The sequence below is a fragment of the Acidovorax sp. WCS2018Noco2-16 genome, assembly GCF_031843945.1.
GTDB lineage: Bacteria > Pseudomonadota > Gammaproteobacteria > Burkholderiales > Burkholderiaceae_C > Paracidovorax.
Window position 1 is genome coordinate 108,446 of sequence record NZ_JAVTJJ010000003.1, and the last position, 13,473, is coordinate 121,918.

Here is a 13,473-nt window from a genome sequence, read left to right on the forward strand (position 1 = left end):
CCCAGGCCCATACGGGCCGCGTTTGCCAGAACAAGGGTTAGGCGATATGCCACCATTCGTGTAGAAGCACGATTCTCCGACACCGCTTCCCGTTTTTTCCACTGTTGAAGGCAGTTCGCCACGTCCTATGTCCTTGAGTCGATTGCTGCGCCTGATGGGCTTGTTGCTGGCCCTGGTCACTGCCACCCTGGTGCTGCGCACCAGCGCGGATGAGTGGCACGCATGGCGTCAGGCAGACGAGGGTGCCCTCACCATCGAGCGGCTGCGCCTGGGTTTGCTGGCGGCCGAATACGTGTCGCGCGAACGCGGCCCCGCCAATGCCCGCCTGGGCGCTGCCGACGGCCCGCCCGAAGCGGCCCAGCAGCAGGCCCTGGAGGCGGCACGCGCCCACACCGACACGGCCCTGGCCCAGCTGGCGGCCATGCTGCACGCGCAGCCGCCCGGCCCGCTGGCGCAAGCGGCACCGCATGCCGACGCGGCCATCCAGGCCCTGGCCCGCGCTCGCACGGTGGTCGACGGCACCATCGCCTTGCCATCGGCCCAGCGCAGCGCCGACAGCGTGCGCGCCAGTGTCTACGGCATGGTGGCGGTGGTACCGCTGCTGGCGCCGGTGACCGGCGCGCTGGGCTTGGCCACGCGCCAGACGCAACCTGCCCTGCAAGGCGACGTACAGACACTGTTGTTGACGACCGAATTGCGCGAACATGCCGGCGTGCTGGGTTCGCACTTCACTGCCGCGCTGGCCTGCCACCAGCCATACACGCAGGCCGGCCACCAGCCATTCACGCAGGGCGAACGGCTGACCATCGAGCGCACACGCGGGCACATCGCCGCGCTGAAATTTCTGATCGACCAGCGCGTCGGCGCGCCCGACACGCCGCCCGCGCTGCGCCAGGCGTGGGCCGAGGTGCAAACAGGCTACTTTCAACATGCCATGCTTCAGGTGGTGGGGCCGGTGATGGCGGCCGGCGTCACCGACGGGCGCTACAGCGTGACGGCAGCGCAGTTTGCCGAGCGCTACGTGCCCGAACTGACGAAGGTGATCGGCCTGCGCGACGCCATGCTGGCGCAACTGCTGGCCCGCACAGCCCGCGCGCATGAAGCCGCGCTGCGCAGCCTGCTGCTGGTGATCGCCGCATCCGCCACGCTGGTGGCAGTGCTGACCTATGCCCTCGTCACGCTGCAGCAGCGCGTGTTGCGGCCCCTGGCGCAGACCACGCTGGCCCTGCAGGCGCTGGCGCGCAACGAGTTGAATGCGCCACTGCCGCGCATTCGGGGCGACGACGAAGGTGCTGCCGTCGTGCAAGCCGTGCGTGCGCTGCAGAAACACACGCGCGCCCGGCAGGTGCTGGAGCGCGAACGTAACGGCCTCATCGCGCAGCTGCGCGAGCAGTCGCGCACCGACTTTTTGACCGGCCTGCCCAACCGGCGCGCGTTCTTCGAGTCCGCCGCCGAGCGCATCGCGCAGGCCCAACGCCACGGCTTTGGCGTGGCGGTGCTGCTGCTGGACGTGGACGCGTTCAAGGCCTTCAACGACCGCGCCGGCCACACGGCGGGCGACGAGGCGCTGCGCACGGTGGCCAGCGCACTGCGCGCAGCGCTGCGGACCGACGACGTGGCCGCGCGCTATGGCGGCGAAGAATTCGTGGTGCTGCTGGGCCCGTGCGACAGCAGCCAGGCCGCGCTGTCGGCCGAACGGGTGCGGGCCGCCATCGCGGCTGCGCCGGTGGCCCTGCCTACGGCCGGCACGGCGGCGCTGACGGCCAGCCTGGGCGTGGCGGCGTCGCAGCACCACGGGCTGGATCTGGCTCACCTGCTGTCGGAGGCCGACGCGGCGCTCTATCGCGCCAAGCGCGCCGGGCGCAACCGGGTGGTGGTGGCCGAGCGGGCCGAACAGGGGCCCAATGCTATTGATTAAATAGCTACAAGCGCTTATTGATAGGGCGCTTGAGGCCTAAAAGGCTTCAAACCTTGCCAGCACCGTGTGGAAAGACACCGTCAGCGCGGCAACACCGGCGGCTGCACCAAGTCGTCCAGTGACAGGCCCTTTTCTTTCAGCAGCGCCTCCAGCACGGGCGTGAGGCGGCCCAGGCTCTCCTGCACGGCTTCGCGCACGGTGTCGACCACCACTTGCGTGCTGCGCTCGATCTCGATGTTGAGCGCATCGCCTTCGCGTTTGCCTTCGAACACGGTGGCGCGGCGCGTCTCGGGAATCAGCCACACCTCGAACCAGCCCTCCTGCCGGTTCACCTCGGCCACCGTCAGGCTGGCGCCGTGGATGGCGATGTAGCCCTTGGCGAAGACGTAGCGGCGGAAGGGCTCGGGCACGGCCACGCGCCACACCAGGTTGTTGTCGAATGCGCGGCGCTGGCTGAGCGTGCCGGTGAAGTCGACATGGCCCGACAGCGGGTGGCCGCCGATCTCGGCGCCGTCCTTGGCCGCGCGCTCCACGTTCACGCGGTCGCCCAGGCGGTAGCGGCCCAGCGTGGTGATGTTCAGGCTTTGCAGCATCACGTCGAACGCGGCCTGCGTGGGCGAGAGGATCTCGGTCACCGTCAGGCAGACGCCGTCGGTGGAAACGCTCGCGCCGATGGCGAGGTTCTGGCAAAAGCCCTCGGGAAAGTCGAGCGTGAAAGTGCGCAGGCCCGCGCGGTCGGTGATGGCGGCGATGCCTGCCGTGGCTTGGACGATGCCGGTGAACATGGTGGTGCGGGCTTTCCGGTGAAGAACGTGGACGACGACGAGGGCCGGGAATTCTGCCACCCGGCCCACGCCACGCCCCGGCGCCGGTTACTTGGCCCGCAGCAATTCGCCCACTTCGAGCAGCACCAGCTCGTTGTCGTCCGCCCGGTCGGGCTCGCGGCTGGAGCTGAACGGCAGGTTGTTGTCGTTGCCCACCACGATGTGCGTTGCATCCACCACGTCCACGTTTTCGATGGTGAAGAACGGGAAAGTGAGCACGCCGTTGTTCAAAGGCTTCTTCGCCAGGCGCTGCGGGTCCTGGATGTTCATCAGGTCGATGTAGCCCACCTTGCGCAGTTCGGCGCCGGCGTTGGCCTCGGTCAGCTCGACCTTGTAGACGCGCTTGAACTTCGCCTGGTCGTGAAAGCAATCGGTGCGCTTGGTGCCTTCAGGGCAGGCCTTGTCGGCCGTGCCTTCGCCGTTGTCGCGCTCGATGATCAATCCCGTGTTCTCGTCGATCATGTTGAAGTCGCCGATGGCGTGGTGGTTGGCTTCGAGCACGTACTTCCAGTGGCGGCCGGTCCACTTCTCGGCTTTGACGTCGAATTCGAGCACGCGCAGGTACTGCTTGCCGCCCTCCAGCGCTTCATAGGCCTTGGCCGATTCGTTCCACAGCGGGCCTTCCAGCAGCGCGTAGAGCTTGCTGCCGTCCTTGGACGAGGCCATGCCCTCGAAGCCCTTGGAGCGCTTGACCTCGAAGGCCGGCGCCTTCGCATCGGGCGCGCCGGGTCCGGTGATGGCCGGGTGGTCAGGCGAGCGCACGGTCTTGCCGTCCACCTGCGTTTCGAACACCGCCAGCACGCGGCCGTCCAGGTCGGCCTTGATGAGATAGGGCCCGAACTCTTCGCCGATCCACAGCGCGCCGCCGGCGAACTGAAAGCTCTCGGGGTCGAAGTCGGCGCCGGTCAGGTAGCGCTCCTTCGTGCCCTCTTCGGCGATGCGGAACGGCACCTTCTTGTCGGGGTCATGCAGGAAGATCGTCTTCTGGCGCTTGAACTGGCCGCTTCTGAAATCCACCGCGTAGTGGTTCAGGTACAGCATGAAGTCGGGCGAGTTGGCCTTGGCGCCCGCGCCGTTGTCGGTGAGGATCCAGAACGAGCCGTCGGCCATGCGCTTGATGCCCGAGTGGCCCTGCGCAGGCTGGCCCTTGAACGGCAGCGCGACGCCCGTAGGCCGGCCGCCCGAAGTGCCCTCTACGCTGCCGAGCCGGTCAGAGCGCTGGGGCGTGGTGAACTTGCCGCTGGTCTGCAGGTCGGCGGGTGCATTCTGGGGCGCGGCGATCAGCGACTGCGCGGGCAGTACGGCATGGCCGGCGAGCGTGGCCGGGAAGACCTGCTGGGCGTGCACGGAAGTGAAGGCGGCACACGCCAGCGTGGTGCAGGCGGCAATACGGGAGAGAGGGAACATGCGAGCGGCTTTGGCAAGGACAAAAGCCGGACGATGCCCGGGCGGTGTGACAGGGCGGTGACCCGCCTTCGCGCGTGGGGCCTTGGCTGGCCGGGCTGCGCCTGTTTTGTCTGCAGCCGGACGAAAAAAAACCGGCTCGCAAGAGCCGGTTCTTTGAAGGCCTGGGGCCTGGGCTTTAGTAGCGACCGCCGCCGTAGCCGCCGTTGCCGTAGCCGACGTCCGAGCGCTTGTTGGCGGTGTAGCCAGACGGGCTGTAGCCGCCGGAGCCGCCACCGCCGCCTTCTTCACGCGGGCGGGCCAGGTTCACGACGATGGTGCGGCCATCGACGGACATGCCGTGCAGGCCGGTGATGGCGGCCTGGGCGACTTCGGCCGAAGCCATTTCCACAAAGCCGAAGCCCTTGGAACGACCGGTTTCACGGTCCATCATGACCTTGGCGGAAGACACACCGCCGAACTCGGCGAAGTTGCTGCGCAGGCTGTCATCGGTAACGGAATAGGGCAGGTTGCCCACATAGATTTTGACGCTCATGGAAGGAGCCTTTCTGAATATTGGTGCGCAACGAAGGGCGCGCCGTTGGGATACGGCTTGGCGGACTGGGAGTCCGTAGCCACTGCAGGAATGGGAGGGGCGAATGGTCTGCGAGAAGCAGGCATCAGCACGTAGGTGGGTGTGGCATGCACGTTTGCAGCCAGCCTTGGGTGACTGCAAAGAGCCGGGCCGCTTCACGCGACGCAAAGGCTTTGTCGAAGCGGAATACCCGGCAGTAGCTGCCGTTACCCTGGGAACGATGGACCGAAAAGGAGGCGCGGAAGCGGCCGCAATCGGTCGGGTGTGTCGCGGGCGAAACGACGTACTTGCCCATGGAAATGGCGGTAATGGAAATCTAGTTCATTCAGGACCGCAGGCATCGAAATCGACCTGCGTGAGCATCTAGGGACTCGGTTGGCTGCAGCTCTACAGACCAACAGGGCGACAAGGGTCGCCAAAGGCGTCCTGCATGGGGCGTTGTGCCCCTTTCAGCAGGCGTTGCGGTGACTGAACGAGTCAAGAGCCGTGACTGCAACAAAGCGGATTATATCGCCAATTTGCATTTAAGTGCTGATCAATATTCTTTGCAGTTGTAAAAGAGCGCTCTACTAAATTTGTGACCCGCCAATGAAAAACGCCGCCCGCGCTGTGCTGCGGGCGGCGTTTTTCAAGGTTGCCGTTATTTGTTCTTCAACTTGCCCTTGGGCAGCACCGCGGTGGTGGGCGCCATGGGACGGCTGGAGGCGCCCGAAGAATCGAGCGGTGGCAGGCTGGTGTCCTTCTTCGGCTTCTTCGCCATCTTGTTGCTTCGCTGCTCGCCTTTGGCCATAGTGTGTTCCTCTTGAAGGGTCGAAAGTGATGAGGGTGATTACAGCAGATGTGCCTGGTTTTCGCGCGGCATTCTGAGCTGGGGTTCAGGCCTGCGGCACCACCCCACGGCGCACACACAGCCGCCAGCCCAGATAGGCCACCACACCGGCATTGAGCAGCACCACCGCACTGGCCGCCCAGGTCGGCCGGTGCGCCCAGTGCCACAGTTCGAACGGAATGTAGAGCCCGCCCGACAGCGCGCCCAGCCATTCGCCCCAGGCCTTGTCGCGCCACAGGCCCCAGGCTTCGGCAAACCGCAATGCCGCGTAACCTGCGGCCGCAGCAGTCAGCCACTGCCAGTCGCCATCGCCTGCCCAGCGGTCGATGCCGCCCAGCAGCAGCGCCGGGTAGTGCTGGCCGGGGCTCAGGCCCACATGGCCGATCAGCGCGACGGCGATGGCGTGCAGGTCGCTGTGCAGCAAGCCCAGCACGCCCACGCCCGCCACCAGCGCGACCACGCCCTTGAGCGCTTCGAACGCCGCGATGGTGCGCAGTGCGCGGTGCGTTGCGGCGGTGTCCGTGGCGGGCTGCGGGCGGTAGCGGCTCATTACGCCAGTCTAAACACCGCCACGGCTTGCACCAGCTGCTGCGCCTGGCCGTTGAGGCTGCTGGCGGCGGCTGCGCTTTCTTCCACCAGCGCGGCGTTCTGCTGCGTGGTGGTGTCCATCTGCGCGACGGCTTCGCCGACCTGCGCGATGCCGGCGCTCTGCTCGGCCGTGGCCGCGCTGATGATGCTCACCAGCTCGCTCACCTTCTGGATGGACGCCACGATCTCGCCCATGGTGCGGCCCGCCTCGTCCACCAACTGCGTGCCCTGGCCAACCTGGTTCACGCTGTCGCTGATCAGCGCCTTGATCTCCTTGGCGGCCTCGGCCGAGCGGCCGGCCAGCGACCGCACTTCGCTCGCCACCACGGCAAAGCCACGGCCCTGCTCACCGGCGCGGGCCGCTTCTACCGCAGCGTTCAGCGCCAGGATGTTGGTCTGGAAGGCGATGCCGTCGATCACGCCGATGATGTCGGCAATGCGCTTGGAGCTGGTGTTGATGCCCTGCATCGTCTGCACCACTTGCTGCACCACCGCCCCGCCCTGCGATGCCACGGCGGCCGCGCTACGCGCCAACGCGTTGGCCTCACGGGCGGTGTCGGCGTTGTGCTGCACGGTGGAGCCCAGCTCTTCCATCGACGCGGCGGTTTCTTCCAGCGCGCTGGCTTGTTCTTCGGTGCGCTGGCTCAGGTCGGCGTTGCCCTGGGCGATCTGCGCGCTGGCCGTGGCCACGCTTTCGGAGTTCTGCCGCACGGAGCCCACTACCGATCCCAGCTGGGCCGTCATGGCCTGAAGCGCCGTCAGCAGCTGGGCCACTTCGTCGCGGCCCTGGGGCTGCACGCGCACCGACAGGTCACCAGCGGCCACCGATTCGGCCAGGCGCACCGCGCTGTCCAGCGAACGCGTCGTGGTGCGGGTGATCATCACCATCACCCACAGCGAGATCGCCGCCAGCGCGGCCAGCAGCATCGACAGCCAGATCAGCGTGCTGCGCAGGCTGGAGATCTGTTCGTCCAACGACGAGCGCAGCAGATCGAACGAGGCCTTCACCAACGCGAACTGGGCATCGATGATGCGCGTCATGCGCGCCACCCATTCGGTGGACGACAGGCTCAGCGTCTGCGCCTGAACGATGGATTCGTCAGCCAGCTTGAAGCCTTCCTGGGCTGCCGCCAGCGCGGCCGTGCGGGCGGTTTCCACCGCGGCGGGCAGGCTGTGGCCATCGGCTGCCAGCTCCAGTGCCTTGCGCCCGTCCTCGTAGTACTGGCGCACGCGTTCGGCCTGGCCGTCAATGCGCGCACGGTCTTCCGGCGAGGCCTCGCCACGCGCCAGCAGCAGCGCGCCGCGCGCCCGCATCTGGCCCAGCGACTCGGTCAGGTAAGGCAGCTGCGACAGTGCGGCCCGCTGCACGTAATAGGTGCTTCTGTCGGGGTCCAACGCCAGGCCCGAGCTGTTGGCCACATCGTCGATGAGCCCCAGCTGGCGTGCGATCAGCGCGGCATGCTGCTGGTTGCTCTGCACACCGGTGATGGCTTTTCCAGCCACGCCGGAAGCCAGCGCTCGCCAGTCGGTGGTGATGTGGTCAATGCGGTCGATGAGCGCGCGGTCTTGCAGTGCCGCCAGCTCATTGCGCGCACGCGCCATGGTGTCATCGACTTCCTTCTGGCGGGTTTGCCGATTGGCGCCAGCCGCATCGGCGCCGCCCAGAAACGATGCGGACAGCCCCCGGTGCTGCTGTGTTTGCTGCAGCAACTGCAGCAGTTGTTCGGCCGGCAGCAAACCCAGCTTCTCGCGTTGGGCCACGGCCAGCTTGTCCAGCGTGACGCTGACCAACATGGCGGTAGGCACCAGAAACATGAGCAATGCAAGTGCACCGATGAGCGCGAATTTGCGCGAGAAACGGAGGTGGGTGATCCAGGCAGTCATGACAGAAACCAGAAGAAAACGGAAAAGAAAAAAAGGGTGGCTTGAATACCAGATTGGTACGCAGTGCCCCTATTTTTAGATCACATTCTGTTACTACTCTTCAGTTCGAGATGTCCGCCTACATCCTCCCCGCACCGGTTTTGGTGCTAACAAGTCCGTTTAAGGCCGTTCAACCCGGAACGTAGGTCATTCCCCGTTGCGCTGTCGCAACATCCACCACGCCGCCATCACGATCAGAGCGCCGCCCACCCAGGCCGCGCTCGTCATGCGCTCGCCCATCCACGCCACGGCAAACAACGCGCCCCAGACCGGCTCAGTGCCCATCAACAGCCCCACACGGCTGGGCGCGCTGTGCCGCAGCGCCCAGTTCTGCACGAAGAACGCCACCACCGTACAGCCCAACACCAGATACAGCGTGGCCGCCCAGAACGCGGGGGCGGTGGGCAACGGCGGCACGCCCCCACCCAGGCCCAGCCCGGCCAGCGCCACGCAGCCCAGCCCCACGACGGCCGACTGCACTGCGGTCAACAGCAGCACCGGCGCCTGTTCATGGCGCCGGGTGAGCCGGCTGGTGGCGCAGGCGGTGACGGCGCGCAGCACGGCCGCGCACACGATCAATGCGTCGCCGGCATTCCAGCGCCGCCACCAACCCGTGCGCCACGCATCGCTCGACGGCCAGCCTCCCGCCAGCAGCGCGGCACCCGCCAGCGACACGGCGGCGAATGCGAACACCGCCTGCGCCGGGCGCCGGCCCAGCAGCCCCCATTCCGCAAACGGCGTGAAGACCACGCACAGACTGATCAGCAGGGCTGCGTTGCTGGCTTGGGTGAGCGCCACTCCATAGGTTTCGCTCACGAAGATCGCCATCAGCAGGCCACCCAGCGGCAGCCCCGCGGTCAGCGCAGCGCGCCACTGGGCGCGCGAGCAGCGCCAGCAGGCCGGCGCCAGCAGCGCGGCAGTCAGCAAGAAGCGCACGGCCAGAAAGGCCAGCACGGGGTAGTGGGCTAGCGCGCCCTTGGCCACGCCGTAGCTGGTGCCCCAGAGCGCTGCGACCAGCAGCAGGGAGATGTCGGCCGCGCGCGGGTGGCGTAAGGCGGGAAAAGCAAGGGCAAAGGCAGTCATGGCGGCGATCATGGATTCGCGCCTTCATCGCGATAATCCAGCGGATCTGCACAGCACCTGTTCCCAATGCGCACAAATGACGCCCTCGACAGCCTGCCCGACATGGCCGTGTTCGCACGCGTGGTGTCGGCAGGCAGCTTCTCTGCCGCCGCCCGGGCGCTGGGCCTGACGCCCTCGGCCGTGAGCAGGCAGGTCGCGCGGCTGGAGGCCCGTCTGGGTGTGCGCCTGCTGGAGCGCACCACGCGCCAGCTGCGGCTGACGGCGGCCGGCCATGCGGCGCATGCGCGTTGCCAGTCGCTGGAGGCCGCCGCGCGCGAGGTGCTGCAGTTGGCCGACGCCCAGCGCAGCGCCCTGCCCCACGGCCTGGTGCGCATGAGCGCGCCCAAGGCCTATGCCCGCCAGTGCGTGCACCCGCTGGTGGCGCCGTTTCTGGCCGCGTACCCGCAGGTCGACGTGCAGTTGGTGGTGACCGACCGGGTGGTGGATTTGTTCGCCGAAGACATCGACCTGGCGCTAGCGATCACCCAGGCGCCGCCGCCCGGGCTGGCCGGCCGGCCGCTGGAGGCGGTGGAACACCTCGTGTGCGCCAGCCCCGGCTATCTGGCGCAGCGCGGCACGCCGGCCCAGCCGGCCGATCTGGCGCGGCACGACTGCATCTGGCTGGGCGAACACCCGCACGACCGGCGCTGGCGCTTCACCCGGGGCACTGGCCGCGCGGCCGACACTGCCGCGGTGGAAGTGAACGGCCGCTACGCCGCCAACCACAGCGCCATGCGGCGTGACGCGGCCCTGAGCGGGCTGGGCATTGCCAGCCTGCCGGGCTTCACCGCGCGTGCGGCGTTGCACGACGGCAGCCTGGTGCGGGTGCTGGCCGACTGGCGGCACGACACCGCCTATTCCGGCACGGCCTGGCTGCTGTATCCGCCCAACCGGTTTCTGCCGGCGCGCGTGCGGGCCTGGATCGACCACCTGGCCGCCGGCCTGGCAGGGCCGGTTTAAAGGCAGGCGGCTCAGTCCTCGTGCGTGTCGTGCGTCGCGGCACTGCCCCGGCGCCAGTAGCCCGAAGCTCTGATCCACTTCGGGTGCACGCCGCGCTCGCCCACCAGGTGCGCGCGCAACGCCTTGGCCACGGCGGATTCGCATGCCACCCAGGCGTGGACGTCGCCTGCGGGCAACTCCAGCGACCGCAGCGCGGCGAGCAGCCCGTCGGCCCCGCCGGGCTCGGCGCCCTGGCGGTGCACCCAGTGAATGCGCGCGGCGGCGGCGGTGGGCAGCGCCTGTTCGTCGGCGGGGCTGTCCACCTCGGCCAACACCAGCACGGGCGCGCCGGCGGGCAGCTCGGCCAGGCGACGGGCGATGGCGGGCAGCGCGGTGTCGTCGCCGATCAGCACATAGCCGTCGAACGCGGTGGGAATGACCATGGAGCCGCGCGGCCCGCCCACGCCGATCTGCTGACCGGGCGCGGCCTGCAGCGCCCAGGCCGTGGCGGGGCCGGCGTCGTGCAGGGCGAAGTCGATGACCAGCGTGCCGGTGGCAGCGTCGTAGTGGCGCGGCGTGTAGTCGCGCATGGTGGGGCGCGGCGCATCGGATGAGTCGGGCGCGGGGCCACCGGCTTCGACCGGCACCGGGAACGCGATGGCGCCGGTGGCGGCGTCGGGCAGGATGAGCTTGACGTGGTCGTCAAAGCCGGCGCTGACGAAGCCGGCCAGCTCGCCGCCTTGGAGCGTGATACGGATGCAGTGCGGCGTGATGCGTTCAGCGCGCTGCACGGTGAGGGTGCGGCGGCGCAGTTCGTGCCGCACGCGCTGCGGGGCGCGGGCGGCAAGCTGTTCGCCGGTGGGCTGGGCGGTGGCTTGTGGCATGGCGGAGCAATCAGCGGACAAAGTCATGGCAATGAGGCTTTCTGCCGGTGCAGACCGGCGTGTGATGCGAAAACACAGGGCTCGTGGGGCGTTTTTCGGTCGTTCTTTACAGCCGCTCTATCTGCCGCGCCGCCGCGTCCAGCGCATCGGCGATGGCGTGTATCTGCTCGTTCTGCAGCGGCTCGCCGGCCAGGCGCAGGTGCAGCGCGTGGCGCAGGTTGTGCACCGCGCGTTCGATGGGTGCGGGCCGCGGGCCGGCAGCGCCGCCGCGCAGCGCCGCGCCCTGGGCAATGCGGGCGAGCAGCGCGTCCACGTCGGCCTGGCGTTCCTGCAGGTGCGCACGGCCCACGTCGGTCACCGTGTGCAGCTTGCGGCCGCCCTCGGCGGTGACAGTGACGTGGCCGAGTTCTTCCAGCAGCGTGAGCGTGGGGTAGATCACGCCGGGGCTGGGGCTGTAGGTGCCGCCGAGTTGCTCTTCGATGGCCTTGATGAGTTCATAGCCGTGGCGCGGCTTGTCGGCGATGAGGCGCAGCAGCACCAGCCGCAGGCCGCCCTGGCCGAAGACGCGCCCGGCACCACCGCCACCACCGCGCCGGTGGCCGGCCATGCCGTTCAAGCCGCCCCGTGGCTCCAGAAAATCGGTGTCGTTCATGATTGTTCTCAGATATATCTAATTGGCAAAAGATATATCTTCTTCATCTTTCAACGGGCATGCCACCGCGAAGACCTTGCCAGCGGCAGGGTCGGCCAGATCCCGCAGAAATCAGGCGACGGAAAGCCCGGCGGCGTGGCCGCGCGCGAAGGCTTCCTCGAACACCGAGTAGCCCGACCAGTCGGCATGCGCGAACGCCAGCCGCCCGGTGGACGGCGTGGGCAGCGGGGCCACGCGCTCTCCATTTGATAGCTGCTTGCGCTTATCTGATAAGCGCTGGAGGCCGATTTGGCTTAAAAACGCCTGCATGCCCGGCACGGGAATGGCCATGGCGTGGCCGTAGCGGGTGATGTCCATGCGCGTCACCCGCGCGGCGATGTCGGGGTGCGGCACGGCCAGGCTTTGCAGGATGGCGTCGCGCCAGGCGCTCCAGGGCGCTTCGGCCAGCCGGCGCCGGCCGTCGGGAACATCGCCCAGCGCCTGGTAGTAGCTGAGCACGGTCGGCCCGGCCTGCGCGGTGCGGGCGTCCAGCCGCTGGTGGCCGGCGTTCACGTAGCCTAAGCCGCCGGGCACCGGGTCGGCGTAGAGCACGTTGTCCCAAGCGGGCGCGGCGCCTTCGCGGTCGGCCAGGGCTGCGTCAATGTGCAGGTTGGCGACGAGCCACGGCGCCGAGGTGACGCGGCGCGCCGCCTCGCGCAGGAAGTCGGGCGCGGGCTGCACCACACGCGCGGCCACCAGCACGGGCAGCGCGACCACGCAGCGCCGCGCCTGCCAGCGCTCCACGCTGTCGGTGGCGTGGTGGAACACGTCCACTTCCACGCCCTGGCGCGTTTCGGCGATGCGCAGCACGCTGCTGCCGGTACGCAGCTGGCCGCCTTCCGCCAGCGGCGCGGCCAGCTTGTGCGTGAGCCAGCCGTTGCCTTCGGGCCAGGTGAGCACGCCGTCCGACTCGTCGCCCCCCGCCGCATCGCCCGGCGCGTGAAAGCCGTGCCGGCTGGCGAAATAGTGGATGCCGGCCCAGGCCGACACGCGCGCGGTGCCGGCGCCGTAGTCATCGCGGCAGCAGTAGTCCAGGTACCAACGCAGGTGTGCGTCGTCCAGCCCTTCCTGCGCCAGCCAGTCATCAAAAACAATAGCATCCAGCGCTTGTATGACGGGCGCTAGCGGCCTATTTGGCATCCAACTCTTGAGCGCCGGCATGGTGAAGCGCGCCGCACGGCTCAGCTGCGCCACGCGATCGCCGAAGCGCCGGTACTGCGCCAACGTGGCCTCGCCCACGCCCTGCATGGGCAGCAGGCCTTCCTGCCAGGCGCCCTGGAAGAACAGGCGCTCCTGCGGGCTGTGGCAGAGCATGCGTTCGTCGTAGCGCCAGCGCCCGGCCACGCGCTGTCGCACGCCCAGCTCTTCCAGCAGGTCCTGCACCTCGCGGGCGCCCTCGCCCGGCACCGGCAGGTAATGCGCGCCCAGCGGGCAGGCGATGCCGTTGACCTGGCCGCCCCGGCTGTTGCCGCCGGCCGTGTCTTCCAGCTCCAGCAGTACGCAGTCATGAACCCCCGCCAGCCGCAGCGACCGCGCCGCTGCCAGCCCCGCCACGCCGCCGCCCGCGATGACGACCTGCGTGCGCCGCACCACGGTGGGCGCCAGCGCATCACCGCCGCGCGCCAGCCGGTCGCGCAGTGCGTGGCCGCGCTCCATGTCGATGCCGGTGAAGCCGCCCAGCGGTGCGGGCGGCGTGCGGTCGCACCCGGCGAGCGTGGCAGTCGCACCGGCGGTGGCGGCCAGAAAATAGCGACGGTTCAGCGGCATGGTCGGCCTC

13 protein-coding genes are annotated in these 13,473 nt (G+C 68.5%); 2 read left to right on the forward strand and 11 right to left on the reverse strand.

Going from position 1 to position 13,473, the window contains the following annotated elements:
- The first annotated feature begins 127 nt into the window (after nucleotides 1–127).
- On the forward strand, nucleotides 128–1,918 hold the full coding sequence (locus RQI28_RS10020) for a GGDEF domain-containing protein (protein ID WP_311223223.1): 1,791 nt from the start codon (nucleotides 128–130) through the stop codon (nucleotides 1,916–1,918).
- Nucleotides 1,919–1,998: 80 nt separating this feature from the next.
- On the opposite strand, the gene RQI28_RS10025 is transcribed toward RQI28_RS10020, so the two are convergent.
- The 8 genes from RQI28_RS10025 to RQI28_RS10055 form a co-directional block, all read right to left on the reverse strand.
- The gene (locus RQI28_RS10025) at nucleotides 1,999–2,703 is read right to left on the reverse strand and encodes a riboflavin synthase subunit alpha (protein ID WP_311223224.1); all 705 of its coding nucleotides are present in this window, start codon (nucleotides 2,701–2,703) and stop codon (nucleotides 1,999–2,001) included.
- Nucleotides 2,704–2,790: 87 nt separating this feature from the next.
- A complete protein-coding gene (locus tag RQI28_RS10030; RefSeq protein WP_311223225.1) occupies nucleotides 2,791–4,149 on the reverse strand; it encodes an esterase-like activity of phytase family protein in 1,359 nt (452 codons plus the stop codon).
- Nucleotides 4,150–4,324: 175 nt separating this feature from the next.
- On the reverse strand, nucleotides 4,325–4,681 hold the full coding sequence (locus RQI28_RS10035; protein WP_311223226.1) for an RNA-binding protein: 357 nt from the start codon (nucleotides 4,679–4,681) through the stop codon (nucleotides 4,325–4,327).
- Between the two features lie 124 nt (nucleotides 4,682–4,805).
- Nucleotides 4,806–5,015, reverse strand: coding sequence for a hypothetical protein (locus RQI28_RS19725; RefSeq protein WP_404976892.1), 210 nt, complete (start codon nucleotides 5,013–5,015; stop codon nucleotides 4,806–4,808).
- Nucleotides 5,016–5,360: 345 nt separating this feature from the next.
- A complete protein-coding gene (locus tag RQI28_RS10040; RefSeq protein WP_311223227.1) occupies nucleotides 5,361–5,510 on the reverse strand; it encodes a hypothetical protein in 150 nt (49 codons plus the stop codon).
- A gap of 85 nt (nucleotides 5,511–5,595) precedes the next feature.
- Nucleotides 5,596–6,099, reverse strand: a complete 504-nt coding sequence (locus RQI28_RS10045) for a DUF2127 domain-containing protein (protein ID WP_311223228.1) — start codon at nucleotides 6,097–6,099, stop codon at nucleotides 5,596–5,598.
- On the reverse strand, nucleotides 6,099–8,021 hold the full coding sequence (locus tag RQI28_RS10050) for a methyl-accepting chemotaxis protein (RefSeq protein WP_311223229.1): 1,923 nt from the start codon (nucleotides 8,019–8,021) through the stop codon (nucleotides 6,099–6,101). Before RQI28_RS10050 ends, RQI28_RS10045 begins: the two co-directional genes overlap by 1 nt.
- A gap of 186 nt (nucleotides 8,022–8,207) precedes the next feature.
- Nucleotides 8,208–9,143, reverse strand: coding sequence for a DMT family transporter (locus RQI28_RS10055; protein WP_311223230.1), 936 nt, complete (start codon nucleotides 9,141–9,143; stop codon nucleotides 8,208–8,210).
- A 66-nt stretch (nucleotides 9,144–9,209) separates the two neighbouring features.
- Here RQI28_RS10055 and RQI28_RS10060 point away from each other — a divergent pair, with 66 nt between their 5' ends.
- On the forward strand, nucleotides 9,210–10,142 hold the full coding sequence (locus tag RQI28_RS10060) for a LysR family transcriptional regulator (protein WP_311223231.1): 933 nt from the start codon (nucleotides 9,210–9,212) through the stop codon (nucleotides 10,140–10,142).
- Between the two features lie 11 nt (nucleotides 10,143–10,153).
- Here RQI28_RS10060 and RQI28_RS10065 read toward each other — a convergent pair whose 3' ends face one another.
- The 3 genes from RQI28_RS10065 to RQI28_RS10075 all read right to left on the reverse strand — a co-directional run bounded on the left by RQI28_RS10065 (nucleotide 10,154) and on the right by RQI28_RS10075 (nucleotide 13,463).
- Entirely contained in the window at nucleotides 10,154–11,005 is an 852-nt protein-coding gene (locus RQI28_RS10065) for a siderophore-interacting protein (RefSeq protein WP_311223311.1), read from the reverse strand.
- Nucleotides 11,006–11,111: 106 nt separating this feature from the next.
- Nucleotides 11,112–11,657, reverse strand: coding sequence for a PadR family transcriptional regulator (locus tag RQI28_RS10070; protein WP_311223232.1), 546 nt, complete (start codon nucleotides 11,655–11,657; stop codon nucleotides 11,112–11,114).
- 111 nt (nucleotides 11,658–11,768) lie between these two features.
- Complete coding sequence (locus RQI28_RS10075; protein ID WP_311223233.1) at nucleotides 11,769–13,463, reverse strand: FAD-dependent oxidoreductase; 1,695 nt, start codon at nucleotides 13,461–13,463, stop codon at nucleotides 11,769–11,771.
- Nucleotides 13,464–13,473: the final 10 nt, after the last annotated feature.

Excerpts from the sequence above, each read along its gene's own strand:
- RQI28_RS19725 (WP_404976892.1), bottom strand. The coding sequence starts at position 5,015 with ATGGGCAAGTACGTCGTTTCGCCCGCGACACACCCGACCGATTGCGGC.
- RQI28_RS10035 (WP_311223226.1), bottom strand. The coding sequence starts at position 4,681 with ATGAGCGTCAAAATCTATGTGGGCAACCTGCCCTATTCCGTTACCGAT.
- RQI28_RS10020 (WP_311223223.1), top strand. The coding sequence starts at position 128 with ATGTCCTTGAGTCGATTGCTGCGCCTGATGGGCTTGTTGCTGGCCCTG.
- RQI28_RS10060 (WP_311223231.1), top strand. The coding sequence starts at position 9,210 with ATGCGCACAAATGACGCCCTCGACAGCCTGCCCGACATGGCCGTGTTC.
- RQI28_RS10025 (WP_311223224.1), bottom strand. The coding sequence starts at position 2,703 with ATGTTCACCGGCATCGTCCAAGCCACGGCAGGCATCGCCGCCATCACC.
- RQI28_RS10050 (WP_311223229.1), bottom strand. The coding sequence starts at position 8,021 with ATGACTGCCTGGATCACCCACCTCCGTTTCTCGCGCAAATTCGCGCTC.
- RQI28_RS10055 (WP_311223230.1), bottom strand. The coding sequence starts at position 9,143 with ATGACTGCCTTTGCCCTTGCTTTTCCCGCCTTACGCCACCCGCGCGCG.
- RQI28_RS10040 (WP_311223227.1), bottom strand. The coding sequence starts at position 5,510 with ATGGCCAAAGGCGAGCAGCGAAGCAACAAGATGGCGAAGAAGCCGAAG.
- RQI28_RS10030 (WP_311223225.1), bottom strand. The coding sequence starts at position 4,149 with ATGTTCCCTCTCTCCCGTATTGCCGCCTGCACCACGCTGGCGTGTGCC.
- RQI28_RS10065 (WP_311223311.1), bottom strand. The coding sequence starts at position 11,005 with ATGCCACAAGCCACCGCCCAGCCCACCGGCGAACAGCTTGCCGCCCGC.
- RQI28_RS10070 (WP_311223232.1), bottom strand. The coding sequence starts at position 11,657 with ATGAACGACACCGATTTTCTGGAGCCACGGGGCGGCTTGAACGGCATG.
- RQI28_RS10045 (WP_311223228.1), bottom strand. The coding sequence starts at position 6,099 with ATGAGCCGCTACCGCCCGCAGCCCGCCACGGACACCGCCGCAACGCAC.
- RQI28_RS10075 (WP_311223233.1), bottom strand. The coding sequence starts at position 13,463 with ATGCCGCTGAACCGTCGCTATTTTCTGGCCGCCACCGCCGGTGCGACT.